This is a genomic window from Streptomyces sp. NPDC057654 (assembly GCF_042800135.1).
In the GTDB taxonomy this organism is placed as follows: domain Bacteria; phylum Actinomycetota; class Actinomycetes; order Streptomycetales; family Streptomycetaceae; genus Streptomyces.
In genome coordinates, this window is record NZ_JBHVHQ010000067.1 from 1 (window position 1) to 18434 (window position 18434).

An 18434-nucleotide genomic window follows, 5' to 3' on the forward strand; every position below is an offset into this window, starting at 1 on the left:
CCGAGGCCCCGCGTGTCGGCCCCTCGGGAATCCCCCTGGACGAGTCCGAGCCCGGCCGGACGATGACCTCGGCGGACATCGACGACGTGGTCGCGGCCTTCGCCGCCGGGGCGGCGGCCGCCGAGGCCCGCGGCTTCGACGGCATCGAACTGCACGGCGCCCACGGCTACCTCATCGACCAGTTCCTGTGGGAGCGCACGAACCGGCGCGAGGACGCCTACGGCGGCGACCACGCCTCCCGGAGCCGCTTCGCCGCCGAGATCGCGGCCGCCTGTCGCGCGGCCGTCTCGCCGGAATTCCCCATCGTCTTCCGGATGTCGCAGTGGAAGCTCGGCGCCTACGAGGCCCGGGTCGCCGAGACGCCGCAGGAGCTGGAGGCCGTCCTCGCCCCGCTCGCCGAGGCGGGCGTCGACGCCTTCCACCTCTCCACGCGCCGCTACTGGCTCCCGGAGTGCGAGGGCTCGGACCTCAACCTCGCGGGCTGGGCCCGGAAGCTGACCGGCAAGGCCGCCATCGGCGTCGGGTCGGTCGGGCTGGGCACCGAGTTCGGGTCCGCGCACCGGGGCGGGCTGAGCGACGTCGCGGGCATCGGCCGGCTCCTGGACCGGATGGAGCGCGACGAGTTCGACATCGTGGCGATCGGCCGCGCCCTGCTGGGCGACCCGGAATGGGCCGCGAAAATCCTGAGCGGCCGCACCGGAGAGCTCAGCCCTTACGACCCGAAGGCGCTGGACACTCTGTACTGACCGGAAAAGCACAGGTCAACACCGATGCGGCGGCCGTCTCCCACAGCGGGGGACGGCCGCCGCCGGTGCGGGGCAAGCAGTCATGTCCTGGGACCAGCGGGACAGTTGCGGGGCGGTCGGGACATGTCGGGGTCTCGCGGACGGCCGTTGCCGGGAGTTCACGTCCTACCTCTTGTGGCCGGTGTGACGTGCCCGCTATCAATGGTTAGGAAAGCTTCCTAACAGCCACACGGGAACGGAGTCCCCGCATGCCCGCGCGCACCCCGAAGTCGAAGACCACCCGTACCACCCGCACCGCCCTGATCGGGCTGGCCATCGCGCTCCCCGCATCGCTCGCCCTGGCCGGGGTCGGCCAGGCGACCGAGGCCACGCACGCGACAGCGGCCCGTACGAGCGCCGCCGCGCCCGCCGTCAAGGCGACGGGTCTCGACGACCCGCAGAAGAAGGAGATCGCGATGAAGCTGGTCTCCAGCGCCGAGAACTCCGGCCTCAACTGGCGCGACTACTACAAGTACCTGGAGGACATCGAGGACGGCCGCGGCTACACGGGCGGCATCATCGGCTTCACCTCGGGCACCGGCGACATGCTCGACCTCGTCGAGCTGTACACCAAGAACAAGCCCGACAACCCGCTCGCCAAGTACCTGCCCGCCCTGCGCAAGGTCAACGGCAGCGACTCGCACGCCGGCCTCGGCACGCCCTTCGAGAAGGCGTGGGACAAGGCCGCCAAGGACAAGGTGTTCCAGCAGGCGCAGGAGTCCGAGCGCGACCGCGTCTACTTCAACCCGGCCGTCAAGCAGGGCAAGGCCGACGGCGTCGGCACGCTCGGCCAGTTCGCCTACTACGACGCGATCGTCATGCACGGCCCCGGCGACGACAAGTACAGCTTCGGCGGCATCCGCAAGACCGCCATGTCCAAGGCCAAGACCCCGGCGCAGGGCGGCGACGAGAAGAAGTACATCAGCGCCTTCCTCGACGCCCGCAAGAAGGCCATGCAGAGCGAAGAGGCGCACAGCGACACCACCCGCGTCGACACCGAGCAGCGCGTCTTCCTCGACGCCGGCAACCTCGGCCTGGAGCCGCCGCTCAAGTGGAAGGTCTACGGGCAGTCCTTCGAGATCAAGAAGTAACGGCGGGCGCGGACGGGGCGGGGCCGACCGCCGAGAAGGCGAACGAGAACGACGCCGGCCCCGCCCGCAGCCAGTGCTCCGGCAGCACCCCCGGCCCGCACGACTGGGTGCCGATCCCGTGCTGGCCATGGTCGAGATGGATCCGGACCGTCTCGCCCGGCGCCAGGTCGGGGGTGTGCGCCGCCGCGTCGAGCTGCTCGCCCGTCCAGCGCCGCGCGGTGAACCAGAAGGCCGGAGCGCCCTCGATCCGCAGCCCCGCGCCGTCCCGGCGGCCGAGCCGCGCCCACCGCACGTCCGCCCGCGCGCCGTTCTCCTGCGGCCGCACATACGGGGTCTGCATCGCGTCCACCGGCATCGCGAACCTGCCGACACGCGACGCTGCCCGCGTGTCCGGATACGCCTCGCCCGGCCCGCCGCCGAACCACTCGGCCTCGCCGAACTCCCCGGGAACGTCGAGGCGCACACCGAGCCGGGGCAGCGGGCACGGCCAGTCGCCCTCCGGCGTCACCGTCACCGCCAGGACCAGCCGCTCGCCGTCCGACGTCCAGCGGTACTCCGTACGCAGCCCGAGCCCGCTCGCCGCCGGGGCCAGCCGCGCCCGTACGGTCAGGGCGTCGCCGTCGGCGCGCACCTCGTCCACCCGGTGGCGCATCCGGTGCAGCCCGATCCGCCGCCACAGCGGCCCGTGGCGCACCTCGCTCTGCCAGGGCGCGCCCTCGTCGTTGTCCGTCGGAGCGCGCCACACATCCAGGCGCGGGCCCTCCACGCGGAAGCCGCCCAGCGCGCGGAGCGCACCGGTCGCGGCGTCGAAGACGCCGGGCCCCAGCACGAGCGTCCCCTCCGCACCGGACCGGATGGCTTCTGGATTCCTTCGAGGCGGGCTTCCCTCCGAGTGCCGTGATTCGTCCGGCAGCTGACCCCATGCCACCTCGTGCCCGGCCTCCGCCCACGCGGTGGATTCGGCCAGCACCGCCCGTACGGTCCACCACGCCTCGCCCGCGAGCGGCGAGGGCGGGGGAGCGGGCAGCTTCAGCTCCGTGCTCCCGCCCGGTGCCAGTGACGGCACGTCAAGCCGCCCCTCGGCGACGGCTGCGCCCTCCACCTCGTACGTCCAGGGGAACGCCAGCCGCGACAGGCCGGCGAAATCGTGCCCGTTGGTGATCCGCACCGTGCCCGCGCCGCCCGGACCGGACTCGATCCGCACCGGCTCGACGACCTTCTTCAGCTCCACCAGGCCGGGCGACGGCGTACGGTCCGGGAACAGCAGCCCGTCGCAGCAGAAGTTGCCGTCGTGCAGCTCCTCGCCGAAGTCGCCGCCGTACGCGAAGTACCGCTGCCCGTCCGGCGCGTGGCGCGCGATACCGTGATCGATCCACTCCCACACGAACCCGCCCTGGCACCGCTCGTACGCCTCGAACAGCCGCTGATACTCCGACAGACCGCCCGGCCCGTTGCCCATCGCGTGCGCGTACTCGCACAGGATGAACGGAAGCCCCCGCCGCCTGGCATCCAACTCCGCTTCCTCGTAGGGGCCTTCCACGCGTCGCCCGATCCGGTCGACCTCCGCGTGATCGGCGTACATCAGCGAATAGACATCTGTGTCCCGGCAGGACGGATCGCCCTCGTAGTGCAGCGGACGCGACGGATCGCGGTCGCGGATCCACCGCGCCATCGCCGACAGGCCGGACCCCGAGCCGCTCTCGTTGCCCAGCGACCACATCACCACCGACGGATGGTTCTTGTCCCGCTCCACCATCCGGGCCGCCCGGTCCAGCAGCGCCGGGGTCCACCGCTCGTCGTCCACCGGGTTGCCGCGCCACCCCAGGGCGTGGAAGCCGTGCGTCTCCAGATCGCACTCGTCCACCACCCACAGCCCCAGCTCGTCGCAGAGCCCGAGGAACGCCGGGTGCGGCGGATAGTGGCTGGTACGGACGGCGTTGATGTTGTGACGCTTCATCAGCAGCAGATCGCGGCGCATCGTCTCCAGGTCCAGCGCCCGGCCCGACTCCGGATGGAACTCATGCCGGTTGACGCCCCGGAACAGCACACGGCGGCCGTTGACCTTCAGCACGCCGTCCTCCACCACGACCGTGCGGAACCCCACACGCAGCGGGGTCCGCTCACCGGCCGTCACCAGCTCCCCGGCGTACAGCCGCGGCGTCTCGGCGGTCCAGGGCTCCACGGCCAGGCTCGTCCACTCGCCTGTGGCCATGTCGATCCCCAACTCCGGCACCAGCACCCGGCCTTGCGGCTCGCACTCCACCCGCAGCGTCCCCGCGCCGCTCCCATGGTCGTACGAGGCGTGCACGAAGAAGTCCCGGACCGCGCCCTCGGGCCGCCGCTCCAGAACCACCTCACGGAAGATGCCGGGCAGCCACCACTGGTCCTGGTCCTCCAGATAGCTCCCCGACGACCACTGGTGCACCCGCACCGCCAGCACATTGCCGCGCGCCCGCAGCAGCGCCCCGACGGCGAACTCGTGCGGCAGCCGGCTCCCCTTGAAGTGGCCGAGCTCCTGGCCGTTCAGCCACACCCGCGCACACGACTCCACGCCCTCGAAGCGCAGCACGGCGTCCTCGCCGGGGGGCCACTCCTCGGGCAGGTCGAAGAGGCGCCGGTAGTCCCCGGTCGGGTTCTCGTCCGGCAGGCGGGGCGGGTCGACGGGGAAGGGGTATCCGGTGTTCGTATAGGCGGGCGCGCCGTAGCCGTGCAGCGACCAGTGCGCGGGCACGGGCAGCTCGTCCCAGCGCGCGGCGTCGAAACCGGGCCGCGCGAAATCCTCGTCGCAGGCCGCGGCGGACGGCGACAGCCGGAACCGCCACTTCCCGCCGAGCCGCAGCCGCGCGGCGTCGGTGGCCGCCGTCCACGCGCGGGGCGGCAGGGTCCCGGCGCCCGGCGAGACGTCCTCGTAGTAGGGGTGGTAGGGGGCGTTCTCGTCAGGGGCGTGCTCGCCCGAAGGGACCGGCGTGTGCGGTGCCTGGCTCATCCTTCTCCTCACCCAGCAGCTCAACCCGTCCCGCGCTGCCCGTCGGCCACACGGTTCACACGCCAACGCTGCGGTATGGCGGCGGTCACGACAAGAGGACAGGGCCGCCGGAAGGGGACGAACCGGGAAATTCGAAGGTGCCGCCGGGGGCGCCGCTGGACGTGCCGCCGGTCGCGCCGTCGGGCGAGGGAGGCAGGTCGGGCAGTTCGACCGCCACCCGATCGCCTGTGACCGTCACGGAGATCGCGTCCCGCAGGGCCCGCGGATCGACGCCGCCCCGTGTCAGCGCGACGAGCGTGACATGGACCGTACGGCCGCCCGGATGGCCGGGGAAGGTGAGGTACGGCGTGGCGGAGTGCGGCCCGAAGGCGCTGGCCCCGGCCTCGTGGTGGACCCCGGATCCCGACCAGCCGTGCAGCGCCACCACGGTGCTCACCAGGCCGCCGGCCGTACGGGACAGGGCCCACCCCGCCCCGGATTCGGCTTTCGGCGGCTCGGCGCAGGCCACCGCGTACCCGCCCTCGCGGACCCCGGCGCCGGGCGGGCCGTCGACCCGGTGCACCCGGATCTCCCACGCGCCGTGCACCAGCGTCGTCGTCTCGATGCGGTGGGCGCGGGGATCGCCGGGCAGCTCCGCCGTGTGCCAGGACGACGCGGTGCGGCCCGTACAGGTCAGGGGGTGGATGCGGCGGCGCCGGGAAGGGACCCCGGCGGCGCTCACGAGCGCGATGTGGCTGTCGACGGTGTGCGCCCAGGCGTGCGGCGCGGACTCGGGGGCGGTGGCGGAGGAGTAGGAGAGCTTGGCGTAGTGCGGATCGTCGGCGTACGTGCCGTGCTCGTCGTCCGGCCGCCAGCGGTCGCTGCCGTGGTTGACGAGCCGGACGACGCCGTCGCTCCGGGTGCCGTGCAGCAGCCAGCCCGGCACGGGAAGCGCCGTGTACTGGTCCGACTCCTCCACGGGCAGCGGGAGTTCGCGGTCCGTCCACACGGGGTGGCTCGGCGGTAGCAGCAGGCCGAGGAAGCCCTTCGAGGCCCAGTAGGGCGACGCCGGACCGGAGTACGCCTGGGTGGCGGGGAGATGGGGCCCGTACCAGCCGAGGGTGAGCAGCCCACGGCCGTCGGGGGCGCCGTGTTCGGTGAAGTGCCGCAGCGCGCCCGAGGCCAGACGGCGCGTCAGACCCGGCGCGAGCGGCGAACAGTCGGCCAGCGCGCCCATCCACACCGGGGCCGCGGACGCGAACCGGTAGGTGAGGGAACGGCCCTGGTGGACCGGCGCGCCGTCGCCGCCGAAGAAGTGCGGATAGGAGGTCAGGAACCGGGACAGCCGCTCCTTGTAGACCGCGGTCCGCCCGCCGTCGTCGGCGCCCGCCATCCGCGACCACAGCAGCGGGTAGAAGTGCATCGCCCAGCCGATGTAGTAGTCGAAGTTCCGGCCGTCGCCGTCGCTGTACCAGCCGTCGCCCAGGTACCAGTCCTCGATGCGGTCCAGGCCGTTCTCGATGTCGGCCCGCGCGTGCGGCGCTCCGACGGAGGCGAGGAACTGCGTGGCGACCACCTTGAAGAGCCGCCAGTTGTTGTCGTGGGTGGGCCGGCCGGCGAAGCCGCCGAGCCAGTCGACGATCCGCTCCTGGACCCCGCCGTCCAGCCGGTCCCAGATCCACGGCCGCGACTCGGCCAGCCCGACCGCGATCGACGCGGCCTCGACCATCTGCTGCGACCGGTCGGTGAGCGCGGGCCACGCCTCGCCGCTCGCGGGGTCCGTACCGGCGGCGAGCCCGGCCGCGTACCGCTCCGCGAGCCGCTCGGCCGCCGCATCCCTTCCCGCGCCCGCGCCGCCGGGGTCGGCGCCGCCGCCGGCCAGCCGGAACGCCGCGAGGAGGAAGGAGCGGGCGAACCCCTCCAGACCGTCCGACAGCTCACCGGAGGAGCTCGTCCGGCCCGGCAGCCGGTACTGCGCGCGGCCCGGTGTGGCGTACGGCTCCAGCGCGTCGAGGAGGCGGTCGGCCGTCGCCTCCCAATGCGCGCGGGTCCAGCCCGTGCGCGGGGAGAGAACGTGATCGGCGGGCGGAAGAAACAGCTGTTCACAGTGCACGCGCCCCAGAATGTCCGCGCTCGCCGCGGCTGACAAGAAGGCGGAAGCCGGTCTTCCCCCGGTAGATCCGAGGGGCTCCCCTGCCGGGGAGCCGGGAGCCCCTCGGGCGCTCAGCCGTCCATGTCGCAGCACGAGTCGCGGCGCAGCTGGCGGCCGACGGCCAGCCACCCCTCGTCGTCGTGGCGCGCCGCCGCCCGCTTCGCCGCAGCGCTCGTCGCCTCGTACGCGCCGACCAGCTTCCGCTGCTCGTACGGCACCCCGCCGCGCAGCACCGACTCCGTCCGTACGAGCGAGTCGAAGTCGGTGAACGGGTCGCCGTCCACCACCGCCAGGTCCGCGAGCTTGCCGACCTCCAGCGTCCCCAGGTCGCGGTCGGCGCCGTAGACGCGGGCGGGCAGGATCGTCGCCATGCGCAGCGCCTGGGCGGCGCTCAGGCCGCAGCGGTGCAGCGCGCGCAGCCCCATGTGGAGCGAGAGGCCGACCGGGACCAGCGGCGAATCGGTGCCCAGCGCGACGAGCCCGCCGCCCGCCAGCACCCGCCGGTAGACGTCGATCTCCCGCTGCGCGAACCCCAACTGCTCCTCTGTCGGCGGTGTCTGGGCCGTCTGCTTGACGAGCGCGGCGTCCCAGGGCGGCATCATCGCCGTGACCCGGGGGTCCTCGGCCAGCGACGGCTGCGCGCCGATCAGCGGCGTGGACGTGAAGATCGTCGCCACCATGTGGAAGTCCGTGGCCGTATAGATGTCGGCCAGGTCCTCATAGGCATGCCCGGTACCCGTCACCGCGTGGCCGAACTCCAGCCGCTGCGTCGCCTGGAGATGGGTCGTCAGGTCCTGCCCGACCTGGATGCCCGGCGTGCACAGGTGGCTGCCGCTGCGCACCCCCAGCTCCTCGTGGGCGAACTCCGCGGCCTCCCGCATCACCCAAGCGGGCGCGCGCACATAGGTCTTGACGAAGTCCCAGTCCAGAGCGGACGCCCGGTCCAGGGAGCGGCGCAGCCCGTCCCGTGTGCGGTGGGCGCGGCCCATGCTGTACGCGACGCGCGAGCCGTCCAGCAGCTCCCCGGTCGACAGCAGCCGCGGCCCGGCCAGCACGCCCGCCGACACCGCCTCGCGGACCCGCGCCTCCTCGTACGCGAACCCGCCGAGCGCGACCGCCGTCGTGATGCCGTACGCGAGCTGCAACGCCGTCTGCCGCCCGCCGTAGGTGCTCTGCCACGGATGGGTGTGCGAGTCCCACAGGCCGGGGATGACGGTGCGCTCCGACGCGTCGACCGTGTGCTTGCCGCGCCGGCCCGCCCGGTGCGGTTCGACGGCGGCGATCCGCCCGTCGCGGACCACCACGTCGACGTTCTCGCGGACCGTGTCGCCCGTGGCGTCCCAGAACTTCCCGGCGTGCACGACGGTGTCGGCGGGCCGGGGCCTCCGGTAGTCCAGCGGGACGCGGACCGTACGCGCCGAGCCGTCCGCCACGTCCAGCAGCCGCAGCCGCCCCGCCGACAGATACATCAGCGAACGCGAACCCCCGGACCAGGACGGGTGGTCGGCGGCCTCGTCGGTGAGCCGCCGGGGCGCCCCTGCCGGGGTGCCGTCGGGCCGTACGGGCAGCACCCACAGCGCGGACTCGATGATCAGCGCCATCGAGCGGCCGTCCGGGGACCACACGGGCCCCGAGTCGTAGCGGTCGGAGATCGAGACGTGCGGGGCCGCGGCGTGCAGCCGGTCCTCGCCGGTCGCCGCGTCCACGACCCGGATGAGGTTGTAGCCCTCACGGAACCGCTGGTTGAGCCGGTTGCGATCGCACAGGGCGATATACCGGCCGTCGGGAGACCAACTCGGCCTGCCGGGCAGCCCGCCGCCGCCCATCGGGGCGACCAGTACCCGCTCCGCGCCGCTCGGCAGCTCGCGCACGACCAGATTGCCCGACATGTCGACGGCGGCCAGCCGCTTCCCGTCGGGCGAGAGCCGCGGATGCACCCTGCCGCCCTCGGCCAGCACGGTCTCCTTCCCGGAGGCGAGGTCGCGGCGGCGCACGGCCAGCAGCCCGTCGCGGTCGTCCGCGTAGACGAGCGCCTTGCCGTCGGCCGTCCAGGACGGCTCCAGCACGTACCGGGTCGGGTCGGCCCGTACGATCCGGCGTGGCTTTCCGCCCGAAACATCGGCAACCCAAAGGGAGTTGAGGGCGGCGAACGCCACCTGCCGGGCGTCCGGGGACAGCGCGGGCAGATGCACGGAGCGCACCGGCCGGACCCCGTAGCCGTCGAAGTCGTAGCGCTTGACGCGGTAGCGGGGCCGGTCCAGGGACAGGGTCCCCTTGAAGGGGATCGCCGTCCCGGCCTCCGCCGGCCTGTCCGGCCGTACGAGCCGGAACTGCCCGTCCACGGTCAGCAGCACCTCGTCCCGCGACACCCAGCGCACCGGCACCGGGGCCACATCGCCGTGCACCGGCACGGCCTCGCCGTCCACGACGAGGGTGCAGGTCCCGCGCCCGGAGGTGGCCGCGCCGGCGGTCCGCAGATAGGCGAGCCGTCCCGCCGCGGACAGCGCCGGGGTCATCACCTGCACGTCCCCGCTCTCCGTGCGCTCGGCCTTGACCGCGCCCCCGCCGTCGGCGGGCACGGACGCGACCGTACGGGCCTCCAGCGCGGAATCGGCGGCCTTGGCCCGTACGAACAACAGCCGCGCGCCGTCCGGCGACCAGGACGGGTCGAAGTCCTCCCACGCGCCGTCCTGGAGCGGCCCGTCCTGTCCCGCGAGACCCGTGATCTGCCGGAGCTCACCGCTCCGCACATCCGCGACCCAGACGCGGTACGGGCTGCCCGTCACCGGGTCGCCGGCCCGCTCGGAGGCGAACGCGATGCGGGTGCCGTCGGGCGACCAGGACGGGCCGCGGTCGTCCCACGGCCCGTCGGTGAGCTGCCGGAGCTTGCTTCCGTCGGGGCGCAGCGTCCAGATGTGGAAACCGCCGCCCCGGTACGCGCAGACGGCGAGCGACCGGCCGTCCGGCGAGAAGACCGGACGCGTGGGCTCCAGATCGGGCTGGGTGAGCTGCACGGCCGTACCGGGCTCGTGCCCCGTCTGACCTTTGGCCCCTCGGGGGATCGACCACAGGATGTTCTGCACCTCGACGACGAGGCTGTCGCCGGCGGGGGAGAGGGTGCCGGAGCCGTTCGTGGCGGCGGTGAACGAGAGCGTGGCCGGGGCGGCGCCCGTCGGTGCCGGTGCCGCGGCAGCCGTCCCGGCGGCCAGCGCCTCCGAGGGCACGGCCACGACCGTACCCGCCGCTGCGGCGGTGCCGGCCGCCGCCTGGAGGAACCTGCGCCGGGAGAGCGCGGCGGGTTCGGGGGCATCCGTGGGATCGGCGGTGGCCAACTGTCCTCCTGGGGCGCAGGGATCGTGCGGGTCAGGGGTGGGACCTCGGCAGGTTGCCTCCCGCCCGGCTCCTTGGTCAACACCGCGTCACAAGATCATCGGAACCGGAGCGCGGACGTCCCGAACGCGGCGGACACCTGGCGGCCGGGGCCGCGGCCGAACCCCTCGCCGGAGCCCTCCCCGGAGTCCTGGCCTCCGCCTTCGTGCCGGGGCCGTTGTCAGTGCCGGGCGCTACGGTCGTTCGTACCGTACTGATCCAGGTCGGACCGGCACGCCACCCGACGGCGCGCCCCGGTATCGCCACGAACGGCTGAACGGAGAGGCCCCCATGCCCACCGCCGAGGATGTCCGCGCCATCGCGCTCTCGCTCCCCGAAACCCTGGAGAAACTCGCCTGGGGCCGGCCCACCTTCCGTGTCGGCGGCAAGATCTTCGCCTCCCTGGCGGACGACGACACCTCCATGGGCGTGAAGTGCCCGAAGGAAGAGCGCGCGGAGCTGATCGCGGCCGAGCCGGAGAAGTTCTTCCTGCGACCGGGGCACGACGACAACTACGACTTCATGCGCGTGCGACTCGCGGCCCTGGAGGGTGCCGACGAGCTACGCGCCATCCTCGTCGACTCCTGGCGCCAGGTCGCGCCCCGCAAGATCGCCGACGCGCATCCCGGCCTGGCGGGGACGGCCGAAGCCTGAGCGGACGCCCCGGAGTACGGCGCGCTCAGACGCTGCCGGGCTTGAACACGTCCTGCTCGACGAGCAGCTTGTCGATCCGGGCCTTGTCCACCCGGTTGGTCACCTCCTCGACCTCCTGCCGGTCCCGCACGCACTTCGCCAGGGTGAACGCCGACGACACGACGAAGATCAGCCCCAGCGCCAGAAACGCCCGCTCCCACGCCCCCACGGGCAGCTTCGCGATGCCGACCGCCAGCGCGGTCAGGGACAGCCCGAACGAGATCGCGGCCTGAACGAAGAACGCGGCCGTCGTCGGCCGCTGGATCGATGGAGTACTCATGCGCGTAGCGTGTCCGACCGGTGACGAGCGCGCATGAGTACACCTACTCATCCGACCCCGCGCCCGCCCCTCGCCGCCCGCAGACCCACAGGTCAGCAGGTGGGAGCGACCACCCGCCGAAGTGCGGTATCGTTCTCGTGCGCGGTCGGCCGGGGCAACAGCCGGGCCGGACGAGCATCGGGACGTGGCGCAGCTTGGTAGCGCACTTGACTGGGGGTCAAGGGGTCGCAGGTTCAAATCCTGTCGTCCCGACTCGAAAGAGTCGCAGGTCAGAGGGTCGTATCAGAGAAATCTGATGCGGCCCTTTCGCTGTTGTCGGAGGCGGTTCCCTCCGGATCGGCTGATACGGGCCGGGTCGGCCACGTCACCGTGGGTAAGGATGGGCGCGGGCGATCATCTGGTGGACGGTGGCGCCCGGCTGTCCTGGAAGGGGAACGGCTATGCGTACTCTGACCTTCGTCGTCGGTACGGGACGCAGCGGGTCGACCGCGCTCTCGCATATCGTGAACGCGCATCCGGACGTGCTCAGCCTCAGCGAACTGATGGCCTCGGTGGGTTCGGACGGGCTGCCCGCGGGGGAGCTCGACGGCAGAGGGTTCTGGCGGCTGCTCGCCGAACCCAACCCGATCTTCGACGCCATGACCCGCAGCGGCGTGCCGCTGCCGGAGTTCGTCTACGTCCGCGAGCCGGGGCGGTGGCGGTTCGGGGCGGAGACCACCGGGATTCCCGCGCTGTCGCTGATGGTGCTGCCGCACCTCACCGACGACCCCGACGGGCTGTTCGACGCGCTCGAAGAGGAGATCACCTGTTGGCCGGCCCGGAGCGCGGCCCGGCACTACGAAGCGCTGTTCGAGACGTTGTGCACGCGGTTCGGGCGGGGCGCGGTGGTGGAGCGCTCCGGGTTCTCGACGCAGTTCGTCCCGCGGCTGCGGGCCGCTTTCCCGCAGGCGCGGTTCGTGCACCTGTTCCGGGACGGGCCCGACTGCGCGCTGTCCATGAGCCGCCACATCGGATTCCGGATGATCTTCCTGCTGCGGGAGATCAGGGACCGGGCCGGGGTGCGGGACCTGAGGGAGCTGACCGAGGACGACGTACGGAAGCTGCCGCCCGAGATGTCCGCGCTGCTCGGCCACCGCTTCGACCCCGCGCTCGTACGCGACCGCGACCTGCCGCTCGAAGAGTTCGGCGCGCTGTGGTCGGAGCTCGTCGCCCAGGGGGAGGCGCATCTCGACGAGGTGCCCGCCGGCATGCGGATGCGGCTCGCCTACGAGGAACTGCTCGACGCTCCCCGCGACGGGCTGACGCGGCTCGCGGAATTCATCGGCGTCGAGCCGCTCCCGCAGTGGCTCGACGCCGGGAGCGCGCTGCTCGACAACGGGCGGCGCGGCGCGTCCCTGCGGCTGCCGTCCCACGAGCTCGACGCGCTCAAGGAGCGGTGCGCGCCGGGCGCGCGGGTCCTCGCCGCCCGGAGCTGAGGAGCTGAGGCCGGCTGCCTGGTCCGGGACGGGGCAGCCGACCGGGCTCACCGGTGCCGCGCGGCTGCCTTCAGGGCGCCGCCCGCGTCGCCCAGATGCCGCCACCGCACCGGATCGTGGGCGTCCGCCCCCTCTCTGTCCGTGGGCAGCGCGCCCCGCTCGGCGCACTCCAGGACGAGCATCTCGTCGCCGCCGGGCTGGAACGCGTAGTCGACCCGCTCGATCCGCGACGACACGCCGTAGCCGTCCAGCGCCGCGCGCATCCGGTCCAACGGCTCGTAGCGCAGGTCGCTGGTGTGGTGCACCAGCGGGAACAGGCGCACCTGCCGCCGGGCCACGCGCGCCAGCTCGATCAGCGAACTCACATGGAACGCCTCGTCGAGCTGCGCCCCGTAGGAGAACAGGAGATGGGAGCTGAGTACGAGGTCGAAGGAGCGGTCGGGGAACGGCAGGCCGGGGAGCGACCCTTCGACATAGCGGTCCGGGCGGGCCCGGAGGTCGGCCGCGAAGGTGCGCGCGGCCTCGGTGCGCAGCCGCGTATAGCGCTGGGCGTCGCCGAACCAGTCCCAGACGAAGTCCGAAGCGTTCTCCGTCATGAACGCGTGCTTGTGCGCGATCTCACGCTCCACCATGAGCCCCAACTCGGCCCGTCCAGCGCCGTATTGGGGGTCGACGGCGACCGCGTCGGCGCCGTGCTCCCCGGCCAGGGCCGTGAAGCTCGCGGACCCTCCGGGGCAGTCCAGTACGCGCAGCGCGAGATCGTCGTCCGACAGCGCGAACATCGCACGGTACTCGTCGAAGGAACGAGCGCTGATCAGCATCGCGCCCCCTCACCCTCTGCCGATGTAGGGCATGGTCGTGGGCAGCACCGTGAGGAACTGCACGTTGGTGTCGAGCGGCATCGACGCCATCAGCAGCAGCGACTCGGTGAAGCGCGCCACCGGGATCGTCGCCTCCACGGCCATCGTCCCGTCGCCCTGCATCGCGGCCGGCTGCGGACTGCCGTCCACCGGCGTGACGTTGCCGACGTCGATCTGCCCGCAGGCGATGCCGTACTGCCGGCCGTCCAGCGACAGGGCGCGGGTCAGCCCGAGGACAGCGTGCTTGGCGGTGGTGTAGGCGATGGCGTTCGGGCGCGGCGAATGCGCGGACGGGGCACCGTTGTTGATGATGCGTCCGCCCTGCGGCGACTGGTCCCGCATCATGCGGAACGCCTCCTGCGCGCACAGGAACGTGCCGGTGACGGTGGTGTCCATCACCCGGCCCCAGTCCTCGAAGTCCACGTCCGCCACGGGCCGCCGCGGCACGGCCGCGCCCGCGTTGTTGAACAGCAGGTCCAGCCGGCCGAACCGGGTCCGCACGGTCTGGAACAGCGCCGCGACCTCCCCCGGATACCTGATGTCCGTCGGGACGGCGATCACCCGGTCCGGACCGGCGCCCGAGCCGGCGACGGTCTCCTCCAGCACGTCCTTGCGGCGGCCGGCCAGCGCCACCGACCAGCCCTGCTCCAGCAGGGCCAGCGCGCTCGCCCGGCCGAGTCCGCTGCCGCCGCCCGTGACGACGGCGATCCTGCCCTCGCCGCTCACCGTTCGTTCATCCAAGCGCGCAGGATCCGCCGCGACTGGGGACCGGGGACGTCGACATAAGGCGAACGGCCGTGCAGCACACGGCTGTTACGGATCATCAGCAGATCACCCGCGTCCAGCCGCATCCCGAAGGCGATCTCCGGGCGGTACAGCACCTCGTCCAGGTACGCCAGCGCCGCCAGGTGCTCGGCGTCGAGATCCGCGGACGCCCGTACGGTACGGGTCTGGTAGTAGCAGCCGATCGTCCCGTCGTCCTGGGGGAACAGGATGGGGGTGGTGAGGATCTGCTGCCCCGCGCGGCCGGTGCGGTCGAACGTCCACTCCTCCTTGAGGAGGGCGAGCACGTCCGGACGCTCCCGCTCGATGATGTCGTGCACGTGCCGGGCGCTCGCCAGCTTGGTGTTGCCGCCGCCGTCCGCGGCCGGCTGGAGGCACAGCAGCACCAGCAGATCGCAGGTGTCGCAGTGGAAGCCCAGCTCGGTCGCCCCGTCGCCCTCGCGATCGCGCAGGATGGTCCACAGGTCGCCCTGGGCGTTCTGCGGGATGGCCCTGGCCACCTCCCGGAGCACGAACGACAGCTGGGTGATGAGGTCCGCGTCGGACGCGTCCGGCGAGAGGACGTTGCGGACGTTCGCGAAGCCCACGGCGTCCAGGCTCCGGCCGATGAACGAGCGCACGCCCGTATACGCCTGCTCGCCCGCGCCCCAGCGCTCGGCCAGCGCGTCGGCCTCCAGCAGCCGCCGGTCCGAGTCGCCGACCGACAGCGACCACACATCCCGTGCGGACTCCAGATACTCACTGGTCCAGCCGATGTCGCCGATCGTGGTTCCGCTCATGGTGCGATCAATCCCTTCGGGAGTCGTGCGGACTTGCGGTTGTTCACCCCGTCGCTGTTCACTCTGCCGCCCTTCGCTCGGCCGCTGTTCGCTCGGCCGCCGTTCATCCCGCGGCCGCGGCGGACGACGAGACGGCCTTGGCCCAGAGGCTCAGCGCCTCGTCGATCTGCTCGGCGGTGACCACGAGCGCCGGAATCATCCGGATGACGTTGCCGTGGACGCCGCAGGGCAGCAGCAGAAGACCGAGATCGGAGGCGGCGCGCTGGGCGCGCTGCGCGGCGGCGGCATCGGGCGAGCCGTCCGGGTGGCAGAACTCGCTGCCGGCCATCAGCCCCAGCGCCCGTACGTCCGCGACGGCCGGGGAGTCGGCGGCGACCCGCCGCAGCCCCTCCGCCAGCCGCCGCCCCTGCTCGGCGGCGTTCGCCACCAGCCGCTCCTCTCGGATCACGTCGAGCGTCGCGAGGGCCGCGGCGCACGCCACGGCGTTGCCGCCGTACGTACCGCCCTGCGACCCCGGCCGCGCCTTGGCCATCAGCGCGGCCGGCGCGGCGATCGCGGACAGCGGGAAGCCGCTCGCCAGGCCCTTGGCCGTGGTCAGGATGTCCGGCACGAGGCCGTCGCTGTACTGGTGGGCCCAGAACTTCCCGGTCCGGCCGAAACCGGTCTGGATCTCGTCGAAGACCAGCAGGATCCCGTGCCGGTCCGCGCGCTCCCGAAGCCCCGTCAGAAACCCCGCGGGCGCGGGCACATAGCCGCCCTCGCCGAGCACCGGCTCGATGAACATCGCGGCCGTCTCCTCGGGCGCGCTGACCGTGGCCAGCACCCGGTCCAGCCCGCGCAGGGCGTGCTCGACGGCCTCCTCCTCGCTCAGCCCGAGCCGGAACGCGTCCGGGAACGGGGCCACCGCGACGCCCGGCATCACCGGTCCGATCCCGGCGCGGAAGCGGTGCCCCGCCGTCGTCATCGCCGCCGCGCCCATGGTGCGGCCGTGGAACGAGCCCTCGAAGACGATCACGTTCTGCCGGCCGGTGGCGTGCCGAGCGAGCCGCAGCGCCGCCTCCACCGCCTCGCTGCCGGAGCTCATGTAGAACAGCGAGTCCAGGCCGGGCGGCAGCACCTCGCCGAGATGCTCGCTGAGCGTCAGCAACTGGTCGTGCAGCACCGTCGTGTACTGCCCGTGGATCAACCGACCCGCCTGGCGCTGCACGGCCTCGACCACACGGGGATGGCAGTGGCCCGTGTTGGTGACGCCGACCCCGGAGGTGAAGTCGAGATAGCGCCGGTCGTCGGCGTCGAAGAGATACATCCCCTCACCCCGCGTGGCCACGACGGGAGTTGCCTGCTTGAGCATGGGGGACAGCTGGGACATGGATCCACCTTCTGTTGGGACGGGTGCGGTCGAAGGGCGTCGGCGGGTCATCGGAGTGGTGCGCATCGGAAAAGCGGTCGTCGGATCGAGGGTCATCGGATCGGGGGTCATCGGGTCAGCTGTGGGGAGAGGGCCGGCGCCGGGAGGAATCCGGCGGCGGACGCCCAGGAAAGCGCCGCGGACCACCACTGCGGGCTCGGCTCGGCGAACCGCACGCCGAGCCGGTCGAGCACGGACGTCGTCCACGCGCTGTCCACGGCGACGTTGCGGTCCCCGAGCTGGAACCAGGTCGACGCCAGCCGGGCCGTCGTCGGATCGTCCCGCTCGGCGCGGGCCAGCGCCGCCGCGAACGTATCGTCGTCCGTCAGGCTGATCGGATAGCCGTGCTCGATCATCCACGCCACCAGGTCGTCGTGGGCCACCGTGTGCGGGGTCTCCACGTGATAGACGCCCGGCGCGGTGTACGGATGGGCCGCGATCGCCGCGATCCCCGCCGCCACCGTGTCCACATGGGAGAACTCGAAGGTCGTCGACGGCCGACTCGGCGCCGCCCCGGCCAGGACGTAGCCGCGGACGGTCTGGTAGATCCGGTTGTCCTGGACATTGCGCTGGAACGCGCCCGTACCGCTGTGCGCCGCTATATGGCCGCTGCGGTGCACGTACGCCTGACGGCCCGTCGCGGCCCAGGCGCGTACGGTCTCCTCGGCCCGGAACTTCGCCCTCTCGTACGGCGTGCGGAAGTTCTGACCGATCCTCAGATCGGCCTCGCTGAACCGGCGTACGGGCCCGTCGACGCCCCCGGACACGGCGAGCGTGGACACGTGGTGGAACCGGGCCGCGGGGGCCTCGGCGTCGATCCACGCCAGCAGCCGCCGGGTCGCGAGATTGTTCGTCCGCTCCAGCTCGGTGGGCGAGGCCACCAGCCGGGTGTCGGCCGCGGCGTGCACCACGACCTGGGCCTCGCGGGCGCGGGCCAGACCGGCTCGGGACAGGCCCAGCCCCTCCCGGTCGATGTCCCCGGCGACCGCGTCCGCGCCGCCGAGCCTGCGGGCCGCGTCGGCGTCGCCGTCGCCGCGCACCAGGCAGGTGACGCGCGCGCCCCGCTCGGCCAGCTCGGTCAGCAGATGGCCGCCGAGATACCCGGTGGCCCCGGTCAGCAGCACGCGGACCGGCTCGCGCAGGACCCGCCAGCGGCCGCGGGGCGCGGGGACGCCGGTGTGCAGCAGCTGCCCGGAGGTCGACAGCGCCGACCTGGCGTGCGGCGGAGCGGCGGCGTCCGCCGCGGCGGCCACATCGCGGGCGAAGGCGGCGAAGACCCGGTCCGCGTTCTCGTGGGACAGCCGGGGCCACGCGTACACCAGGTCCGCCACCAGCCGGCCCTCGACGACGCGTGCCGTGAGGCGTACGCGGTACAGCGTGTCCCCGGTCGTACAGCGCGCCGAACCGGCCTGCTCGTCCGCGACCGACCAGGCCAGGGACGGCTCGTCGGGCAGCCGGAACGTACCGAGGAAGTTGAAGGCGGCCTCGGGCCGGATGCCGTCGACGTCCATCGGCAGCTGCTCGGCCTCCCGCAGCCGGCTCTCGGCCTCCCGTACGCGATCCGCCCCGCCTCGGGCGTCCGGGGCATCCGGGGCGTCGAGGGCCACCCACTTGACGGCGGTGAACCAGCCGACCGTGTCCAGATACCGCCCGGCGTCGCCGCCCGTCTCCCGGCCGTGCGTCTCCACCTCCACCCCGAGACTCGGCCGGCCGCTCCAAGCGGACATGGCGTCCGCGAACGCCGACAGCAGGACCGCTTCGAGCCGCTGCGCGCGCCCGTGCCGCGCCACCAGG

At 72.9% G+C, this 18434-nt stretch carries 13 protein-coding genes and 1 tRNA gene; 5 read left to right on the plus strand and 9 right to left on the minus strand.

Annotation, left to right across the window (positions count from 1 at the left end; all coding sequences use genetic code 11):
- Together ACFU99_RS08490 and ACFU99_RS08495 are read left to right on the plus strand one after the other, a co-directional pair.
- Window positions 1-746, plus strand: a 746-nt coding sequence (locus ACFU99_RS08490) for a 12-oxophytodienoate reductase (protein WP_384387714.1), incomplete at its 5' end; no start/stop codon positions are given.
- 248 nt (window positions 747-994) lie between these two features.
- Window positions 995-1876, plus strand: coding sequence for a chitosanase (locus ACFU99_RS08495; RefSeq protein WP_384387717.1), 882 nt, complete (start codon window positions 995-997; stop codon window positions 1874-1876).
- Here ACFU99_RS08495 and ACFU99_RS08500 read toward each other — a convergent pair.
- The 3 genes from ACFU99_RS08500 to ACFU99_RS08510 all read right to left on the minus strand — a co-directional run bounded on the left by ACFU99_RS08500 (window position 1866) and on the right by ACFU99_RS08510 (window position 10325).
- Window positions 1866-4862 (minus strand): glycoside hydrolase family 2 TIM barrel-domain containing protein, encoded by a 2997-nt coding sequence (locus ACFU99_RS08500; protein ID WP_384387720.1) that lies wholly within the window; start codon window positions 4860-4862, stop codon window positions 1866-1868. The two genes, ACFU99_RS08495 and ACFU99_RS08500, sit on opposite strands and share 11 nt — an antisense overlap.
- A gap of 85 nt (window positions 4863-4947) precedes the next feature.
- Window positions 4948-6954 carry a DUF2264 domain-containing protein gene (locus tag ACFU99_RS08505; protein WP_384387722.1) on the minus strand — a complete coding sequence of 669 codons (2007 nt, stop codon included), beginning with the start codon at window positions 6952-6954 and terminating at the stop codon, window positions 4948-4950.
- Between the two features lie 110 nt (window positions 6955-7064).
- The gene (locus tag ACFU99_RS08510; protein WP_384387725.1) at window positions 7065-10325 is read right to left on the minus strand and encodes an amidohydrolase family protein; all 3261 of its coding nucleotides are present in this window, start codon (window positions 10323-10325) and stop codon (window positions 7065-7067) included.
- A gap of 328 nt (window positions 10326-10653) precedes the next feature.
- On the opposite strand from ACFU99_RS08510, the gene ACFU99_RS08515 reads away from it, so the two are divergent.
- Window positions 10654-11016 carry an MmcQ/YjbR family DNA-binding protein gene (locus ACFU99_RS08515; RefSeq protein WP_384387728.1) on the plus strand — a complete coding sequence of 121 codons (363 nt, stop codon included), beginning with the start codon at window positions 10654-10656 and terminating at the stop codon, window positions 11014-11016.
- Window positions 11017-11041: 25 nt separating this feature from the next.
- Here ACFU99_RS08515 and ACFU99_RS08520 read toward each other — a convergent pair whose 3' ends face one another.
- Complete coding sequence (locus ACFU99_RS08520; RefSeq protein WP_384387731.1) at window positions 11042-11335, minus strand: YiaA/YiaB family inner membrane protein; 294 nt, start codon at window positions 11333-11335, stop codon at window positions 11042-11044.
- Between the two features lie 178 nt (window positions 11336-11513).
- Between ACFU99_RS08520 and ACFU99_RS08525 the strand changes: the two genes are divergently transcribed.
- A tRNA-Pro gene (locus ACFU99_RS08525) sits at window positions 11514-11587 on the plus strand.
- A 188-nt stretch (window positions 11588-11775) separates the two neighbouring features.
- Window positions 11776-12810: a sulfotransferase family protein gene (locus ACFU99_RS08530; RefSeq protein WP_384387734.1), complete on the plus strand. Its 1035-nt coding sequence runs from the start codon at window positions 11776-11778 to the stop codon at window positions 12808-12810.
- A 47-nt stretch (window positions 12811-12857) separates the two neighbouring features.
- On the opposite strand, the gene ACFU99_RS08535 is transcribed toward ACFU99_RS08530, so the two are convergent.
- From ACFU99_RS08535 to ACFU99_RS08555, 5 genes are all read right to left on the minus strand, one after another.
- Window positions 12858-13631 carry a class I SAM-dependent methyltransferase gene (locus ACFU99_RS08535; RefSeq protein ID WP_384387737.1) on the minus strand — a complete coding sequence of 258 codons (774 nt, stop codon included), beginning with the start codon at window positions 13629-13631 and terminating at the stop codon, window positions 12858-12860.
- Between the two features lie 9 nt (window positions 13632-13640).
- The gene (locus ACFU99_RS08540; protein ID WP_384387740.1) at window positions 13641-14411 is read right to left on the minus strand and encodes an SDR family oxidoreductase; all 771 of its coding nucleotides are present in this window, start codon (window positions 14409-14411) and stop codon (window positions 13641-13643) included.
- A complete protein-coding gene (locus ACFU99_RS08545; protein ID WP_384387743.1) occupies window positions 14393-15232 on the minus strand; it encodes a TauD/TfdA family dioxygenase in 840 nt (279 codons plus the stop codon). Before ACFU99_RS08545 ends, ACFU99_RS08540 begins: the two co-directional genes overlap by 19 nt.
- A gap of 103 nt (window positions 15233-15335) precedes the next feature.
- Window positions 15336-16601, minus strand: coding sequence for an aspartate aminotransferase family protein (locus tag ACFU99_RS08550; protein ID WP_384387745.1), 1266 nt, complete (start codon window positions 16599-16601; stop codon window positions 15336-15338).
- Window positions 16602-16708: 107 nt separating this feature from the next.
- A partial coding sequence (locus ACFU99_RS08555) for an SDR family oxidoreductase (RefSeq protein WP_384387747.1) occupies window positions 16709-18434 on the minus strand: 1726 nt, incomplete at its 5' end.

Excerpts from the sequence above, each read along its gene's own strand:
- ACFU99_RS08530 (WP_384387734.1), top strand. The coding sequence starts at position 11,776 with ATGCGTACTCTGACCTTCGTCGTCGGTACGGGACGCAGCGGGTCGACC.
- ACFU99_RS08495 (WP_384387717.1), top strand. The coding sequence starts at position 995 with ATGCCCGCGCGCACCCCGAAGTCGAAGACCACCCGTACCACCCGCACC.
- ACFU99_RS08535 (WP_384387737.1), bottom strand. The coding sequence starts at position 13,631 with ATGCTGATCAGCGCTCGTTCCTTCGACGAGTACCGTGCGATGTTCGCG.
- ACFU99_RS08520 (WP_384387731.1), bottom strand. The coding sequence starts at position 11,335 with ATGAGTACTCCATCGATCCAGCGGCCGACGACGGCCGCGTTCTTCGTT.
- ACFU99_RS08515 (WP_384387728.1), top strand. The coding sequence starts at position 10,654 with ATGCCCACCGCCGAGGATGTCCGCGCCATCGCGCTCTCGCTCCCCGAA.
- ACFU99_RS08550 (WP_384387745.1), bottom strand. The coding sequence starts at position 16,601 with ATGTCCCAGCTGTCCCCCATGCTCAAGCAGGCAACTCCCGTCGTGGCC.
- ACFU99_RS08545 (WP_384387743.1), bottom strand. The coding sequence starts at position 15,232 with ATGAGCGGAACCACGATCGGCGACATCGGCTGGACCAGTGAGTATCTG.
- ACFU99_RS08500 (WP_384387720.1), bottom strand. The coding sequence starts at position 4,862 with ATGAGCCAGGCACCGCACACGCCGGTCCCTTCGGGCGAGCACGCCCCT.